This window comes from Pseudomonas putida (assembly GCF_001976065.1).
Taxonomy (GTDB): domain Bacteria; phylum Pseudomonadota; class Gammaproteobacteria; order Pseudomonadales; family Pseudomonadaceae; genus Aquipseudomonas; species Aquipseudomonas serbica.
The window spans coordinates 96,451-102,500 of the sequence record NZ_MNAH01000014.1 but is presented as its reverse complement, the minus strand read 5'-3'; the positions used below and the strand labels follow the sequence as shown (position 1 = coordinate 102,500).

Below are 6,050 nucleotides of genomic sequence, written 5' to 3'. Positions count from 1 at the left end.
GAATGGGGGAACCCAGCCATCATAAGATGGTTATCTTGTACTGAATACATAGGTGCAAGAGGCGAACCAGGGGAACTGAAACATCTAAGTACCCTGAGGAAAAGAAATCAACCGAGATTCCCTTAGTAGTGGCGAGCGAACGGGGACTAGCCCTTAAGTGGCTTTGAGATTAGCGGAACGCTCTGGAAAGTGCGGCCATAGTGGGTGATAGCCCTGTACGCGAAAATCTCTTAGTCATGAAATCGAGTAGGACGGAGCACGAGAAACTTTGTCTGAATATGGGGGGACCATCCTCCAAGGCTAAATACTACTGACTGACCGATAGTGAACTAGTACCGTGAGGGAAAGGCGAAAAGAACCCCGGAGAGGGGAGTGAAATAGATCCTGAAACCGTATGCGTACAAGCAGTGGGAGCAGACTTTGTTCTGTGACTGCGTACCTTTTGTATAATGGGTCAGCGACTTATTTTCAGTGGCGAGCTTAACCGAATAGGGGAGGCGTAGCGAAAGCGAGTCTTAATAGGGCGTCTAGTCGCTGGGAATAGACCCGAAACCGGGCGATCTATCCATGGGCAGGTTGAAGGTTAGGTAACACTGACTGGAGGACCGAACCGACTACCGTTGAAAAGTTAGCGGATGACCTGTGGATCGGAGTGAAAGGCTAATCAAGCTCGGAGATAGCTGGTTCTCCTCGAAAGCTATTTAGGTAGCGCCTCATGTATCACTGTAGGGGGTAGAGCACTGTTTCGGCTAGGGGGTCATCCCGACTTACCAAACCGATGCAAACTCCGAATACCTACAAGTGCCGAGCATGGGAGACACACGGCGGGTGCTAACGTCCGTCGTGAAAAGGGAAACAACCCAGACCGTCAGCTAAGGTCCCAAAGTTATGGTTAAGTGGRAAACGATGTGGGAAGGCTTAGACAGCTAGGAGGTTGGCTTAGAAGCAGCCACCCTTTAAAGAAAGCGTAATAGCTCACTAGTCGAGTCGGCCTGCGCGGAAGATGTAACGGGGCTCAAACCATACACCGAAGCTACGGGTATCACCTTCGGGTGATGCGGTAGAGGAGCGTTCTGTAAGCCTGTGAAGGTGAGTTGAGAAGCTTGCTGGAGGTATCAGAAGTGCGAATGCTGACATGAGTAACGACAATGGGTGTGAAAAACACCCACGCCGAAAGACCAAGGTTTCCTGCGCAACGTTAATCGACGCAGGGTTAGTCGGTCCCTAAGGCGAGGCTGAAAAGCGTAGTCGATGGAAAACAGGTTAATATTCCTGTACTTCTGGTTATTGCGATGGAGGGACGGAGAAGGCTAGGCCAGCTTGGCGTTGGTTGTCCAAGTTTAAGGTGGTAGGCTGGAATCTTAGGTAAATCCGGGATTTCAAGGCCGAGAGCTGATGACGAGTGTTCTTTTAGAACACGAAGTGGTTGATGCCATGCTTCCARGAAAAGCTTCTAAGCTTCAGGTAACCAGGAACCGTACCCCAAACCGACACAGGTGGTTGGGTAGAGAATACCAAGGCGCTTGAGAGAACTCGGGTGAAGGAACTAGGCAAAATGGCACCGTAACTTCGGGAGAAGGTGCGCCGGTGAGGGTGAAGCATTTACTGCGTAAGCCCACGCCGGTCGAAGATACCAGGCCGCTGCGACTGTTTATTAAAAACACAGCACTCTGCAAACACGAAAGTGGACGTATAGGGTGTGACGCCTGCCCGGTGCCGGAAGGTTAATTGATGGGGTTAGCTAACGCGAAGCTCTTGATCGAAGCCCCGGTAAACGGCGGCCGTAACTATAACGGTCCTAAGGTAGCGAAATTCCTTGTCGGGTAAGTTCCGACCTGCACGAATGGCGTAACGATGGCGGCGCTGTCTCCACCCGAGACTCAGTGAAATTGAAATCGCTGTGAAGATGCAGTGTATCCGCGGCTAGACGGAAAGACCCCGTGAACCTTTACTATAGCTTTGCACTGGACTTTGAATTTGCTTGTGTAGGATAGGTGGGAGGCTTTGAAGCGTGGACGCCAGTTCGCGTGGAGCCATCCTTGAAATACCACCCTGGCAACTTTGAGGTTCTAACTCAGGTCCGTTATCCGGATCGAGGACAGTGTATGGTGGGTAGTTTGACTGGGGCGGTCTCCTCCTAAAGAGTAACGGAGGAGTACGAAGGTGCGCTCAGACCGGTCGGAAATCGGTCGTAGAGTATAAAGGCAAAAGCGCGCTTGACTGCGAGACAGACACGTCGAGCAGGTACGAAAGTAGGTCTTAGTGATCCGGTGGTTCTGTATGGAAGGGCCATCGCTCAACGGATAAAAGGTACTCCGGGGATAACAGGCTGATACCGCCCAAGAGTTCATATCGACGGCGGTGTTTGGCACCTCGATGTCGGCTCATCACATCCTGGGGCTGAAGCCGGTCCCAAGGGTATGGCTGTTCGCCATTTAAAGTGGTACGCGAGCTGGGTTTAGAACGTCGTGAGACAGTTCGGTCCCTATCTGCCGTGGACGTTTGAGATTTGAGAGGGGCTGCTCCTAGTACGAGAGGACCGGAGTGGACGAACCTCTGGTGTTCCGGTTGTCACGCCAGTGGCATTGCCGGGTAGCTATGTTCGGAATAGATAACCGCTGAAAGCATCTAAGCGGGAAACTAGCCTCAAGATGAGATCTCACTGGGACCTTGAGTCCCCTGAAGGGCCGTCGAAGACTACGACGTTGATAGGTTGGGTGTGTAAGCGCTGTGAGGCGTTGAGCTAACCAATACTAATTGCCCGTGAGGCTTGACCATATAACACCCAAGCAATTTGCGAACTCGAGAGAGGCCAGATTGCGGTGTGTGAAGACGAAACGAACCGAAAGTTCGAGATACTCACAAAACACCGAAAGCTGTCACATACCCAATTTGCTGAAGCGAGGCCAACCGGTCACGACTCAGTACCCGAATTTCTTGACGACCATAGAGCGTTGGAACCACCTGATCCCATCCCGAACTCAGAAGTGAAACGATGCATCGCCGATGGTAGTGTGGGGTTTCCCCATGTGAGAGTAGGTCATCGTCAAGATTAAATTCCAAAACCCCTATCTGCGCATGCAGGTAGGGGTTTTGTTTTTGTCCGCAGGAAAATCTGTCACCTCGGATTTCTATGCAAGGGCTCAGGGCGTGGCTATCATGCGGTCCTCATTGTGAGGCGAGACTTGCATGCTGACGTTGTTAAAGCTTCTTAAGGATGGCCGATTCCATTCAGGCCAGGCGCTGGGCGCCGCCCTGGGCATCAGTCGCAGTGCTGTGTGGAAGCAGCTTCAGCATCTTGAGGCTGAATTAGGGTTGTCCATTCATAAAGTTCGCGGACGCGGCTATCAACTGGCTGCGCCGTTGACGCTGCTTGATCCCGCGGAGATAGAGCGGCTCGCTCCTTCCTGTAAATGGCCGGCCCTGGTCTTCGACTCTATTGATTCCACGAACGCTGAAGCGTTGCGCGCCATTGAGCGGCACCAGGTAGCGCCTTTTGTTGTGCTTGCCGAGCGGCAGACTGCGGGCCGCGGGCGGCGAGGGCGAAAATGGGTCAGTCCATTCGCGGAAAATGTCTATTACAGCCTTGTGTTGCGGATTGAAGGGGGGATGCGCCAGCTGGAGGGCTTGAGCTTGGTCGTAGGGCTCGCCGTCATGCTGGCCCTGCGCGAGCTTGGCGTTCCCGGCGTGGGTTTGAAGTGGCCCAATGATGTCCTGGTAGGGCAGAAGAAGATCGCCGGCATACTGCTTGAGTTGGTGGGGGATCCTGCCGACGTTTGTCATGTGGTGCTGGGTGTCGGGATTAATGTAAACATGCAGATGACCGATGAGGTCGACCAACAATGGACGTCCATGCGCCTGGAGTCGGGCAAGGCGTTTGATCGCAATCACCTGGTCGCGGAGTTGGGGGAAATGCTGCAGAAGTATCTGGCTCGCCATCAGGCGGATGGCTTTTCGGCGATCCAGGCTGAGTGGGAGCAGCATCACCTGTGGCAGGGGCGAGCGGTCTCTTTGATTGCAGGTGCAAACCAAATAGATGGCGAAGTGCTGGGCATCGATAGTCAGGGTGCGCTGCGCTTGAAGGTGGGTGGTGTGGAGAAAGTCTTCAGTGGCGGTGAGCTGAGTCTGAGGTTGCGTCATGATTCTTGAGCTCGACTGCGGAAATAGTTTCATCAAGTGGCGTGTCCTCGAGGCGAACGCACGTCAAGTCGTGGGGGAGGGGGTTGTCGATTCCGACCTGGCATTGCTCGAGGGCGTAAAAGCAATTCAAGGTCTTGCCCTTAGGTTCTGTCGGTTGGTGAGTGTCAGGACTGCTGAGGAGACCGGCGAATTGATTGCTCGGTTGAAAGCGGCCTTCGACATATCAGTGGTCTGTGCGGCCCCCACGAAGGCAATGGCCGGTGTTCGCAATGGTTATGAAGAATTCGAGCGGCTCGGACTTGATCGATGGTTGGCGTTACTTGGAGGGTTTCATTTGGCAGCGGGCGCATGCCTGGTGCTTGATTTCGGCACTGCGGTGACCGCGGACTTCGTTTCCGCTGACGGAGAGCATCTGGGTGGTTTCATATGTCCTGGGATGCCGTTGATGCGAAACCAGTTGCGCACTCATACCCGCAAGATTCGATATGGAGACCTCGCAGCTGAGCGTGCCCTGGAGCGTCTTGAGCCCGGTCGCACGACGGTCGAGGCGGTAGAGCGCGGGTGCCTGCTGATGCTTCGGGGGTTTGTCCTGACGCAGTTGGAGATGGCGCGTGGTTATTGGGGTGAAAGTTTTACGGTATTCCTTACCGGTGGTGACGCGGCGCTGGTCTGCGAGATCGTGCCTGAAGCCCGGGTGGTGCCCGATCTGGTGTTTGTAGGCTTGGCGATGGCATGCCCCTTGTCCTGAGGTCTTTATGCGTTGGTTGTTTCTGCTGCTGCTCGTTCTCAATGTGTTTTATTACGTCTGGCATCAACAGGAGGCGCCCCTGCGTGCCAAGGATGTGACACCCCTGAGCTTGTATCGCGGCTCCCAGCAGGACATCCGTCTGTTGAGTGAGGCGACGGATGCGGCCAAGGATAAAGGAAAGGTGGCGCAGGCAGAGGCGGACTGCCTTTATCTGGGTGGTTTTGTTCGTCAGGATGTCGAGCAAGCGCTTGAGCGCAGGTTGACCGGCATGGGTGTGAAGTATCAGTCGCTCCCTGCAAGTCCGGCTGAACCCCCGGCGTACTGGGTCCGTGTGGCCCCTGAAAGCAAGCGTTGGCTGGATGACTTGCAGCTGATAAACCTTTCTAGAGAATTCAATGAGTTAAAACATAAAATAATGCCTTGTGGGGGGGTTGCACCCACTCAATAGTTTGCATAGAATGGCGCCCGCTCCACAGCGAAGACCTAAAGCGGTCAACGAGGTGAGGCGAGGTCAACGCAGATAAGCTCAGGATTTTAATGAGAAAAATGCTTGACAGAAGGCTGGCATGATGTAGAATGCCGGCTCGCTTAGGAGGGGTTCCCGAGCGGCCAAAGGGATCAGACTGTAAATCTGACGTCTACGACTTCGAAGGTTCGAATCCTTCCCCCTCCACCATTTTTAGCGAGAGCTGCAAGCCTCGCGGGTATAGTTTAGTGGTAGAACCTCAGCCTTCCAAGCTGATGATGCGGGTTCGATTCCCGCTACCCGCTCCAAGTTTGCAGGTTTTGCACGGTGTTACGCTCTTGTAGCTCAGTTGGTAGAGCACACCCTTGGTAAGGGTGAGGTCAGCGGTTCGAATCCGCTCAAGAGCTCCATATAACAAGGCAGATATGAAAATATCTGCCTTTGTTTTAATGGTCTGGTTGTGTTTCGTTGTGCCTGAGGGCAGTTTGAGTCCCGGGTGCTGGTGGAGTGCAAAGGCCATTGAGTAAGGTGTTGTAAAGTCTTTTTCGGGCCTGCATAATGGTCGGCCTGATTTTGTTTTAGGTCAGTAGCTCAATTGGCAGAGCGACGGTCTCCAAAACCGTAGGTTGGGGGTTCGATTCCCTCCTGACCTGCCAGATTCACCAAGTGTGTCTGGCTTTCTTTTCACAGGATCTT

Annotated in this window: 3 protein-coding genes, 4 tRNA genes and 2 rRNA genes (1 of these 9 running past the window's edge); all 9 read left to right on the top strand. The window is 53.7% G+C overall.

The annotated features are described in order from the left end of the window. Positions 1 to 2,778: ribosomal RNA gene (locus BKX96_RS31090) — 23S ribosomal RNA — on the top strand (it extends 116 nt beyond the left edge of the window). A 158-nt stretch (positions 2,779 to 2,936) separates the two neighbouring features. Continuing rightward, positions 2,937 to 3,052: ribosomal RNA gene (gene rrf, locus BKX96_RS31085) — 5S ribosomal RNA — on the top strand. Between the two features lie 137 nt (positions 3,053 to 3,189). Beyond that, positions 3,190 to 4,149 carry a bifunctional biotin--[acetyl-CoA-carboxylase] ligase/biotin operon repressor BirA gene (gene birA, locus BKX96_RS31080; protein ID WP_077186328.1) on the top strand — a complete coding sequence of 320 codons (960 nt, stop codon included), beginning with the start codon at positions 3,190 to 3,192 and terminating at the stop codon, positions 4,147 to 4,149. Next, positions 4,139 to 4,888, top strand: a complete 750-nt coding sequence (locus tag BKX96_RS31075) for a pantothenate kinase (RefSeq protein ID WP_046815910.1) — start codon at positions 4,139 to 4,141, stop codon at positions 4,886 to 4,888. The genes birA and BKX96_RS31075 overlap by 11 nt, the downstream gene beginning before the upstream one ends. Positions 4,889 to 4,895: 7 nt before the next feature. Further along, positions 4,896 to 5,336 carry a hypothetical protein gene (locus BKX96_RS31070; RefSeq protein WP_046815909.1) on the top strand — a complete coding sequence of 147 codons (441 nt, stop codon included), beginning with the start codon at positions 4,896 to 4,898 and terminating at the stop codon, positions 5,334 to 5,336. A gap of 143 nt (positions 5,337 to 5,479) precedes the next feature. Beyond that, a tRNA-Tyr gene (locus tag BKX96_RS31065) sits at positions 5,480 to 5,564 on the top strand. Between the two features lie 24 nt (positions 5,565 to 5,588). Continuing rightward, positions 5,589 to 5,662: transfer RNA gene (locus BKX96_RS31060), tRNA-Gly, on the top strand. 26 nt (positions 5,663 to 5,688) lie between these two features. Continuing rightward, positions 5,689 to 5,764: transfer RNA gene (locus BKX96_RS31055), tRNA-Thr, on the top strand. Between the two features lie 170 nt (positions 5,765 to 5,934). Further along, a tRNA-Trp gene (locus tag BKX96_RS31050) sits at positions 5,935 to 6,010 on the top strand. The last annotated feature ends 40 nt before the right edge of the window (positions 6,011 to 6,050 follow it).

Bases quoted from the DNA above. Each gene is read 5' to 3' on its own strand.
- birA (WP_077186328.1), top strand. From the start codon at position 3,190: ATGCTGACGTTGTTAAAGCTTCTTAAGGATGGCCGATTCCATTCAGGC.
- BKX96_RS31075 (WP_046815910.1), top strand. From the start codon at position 4,139: ATGATTCTTGAGCTCGACTGCGGAAATAGTTTCATCAAGTGGCGTGTC.
- BKX96_RS31070 (WP_046815909.1), top strand. From the start codon at position 4,896: ATGCGTTGGTTGTTTCTGCTGCTGCTCGTTCTCAATGTGTTTTATTAC.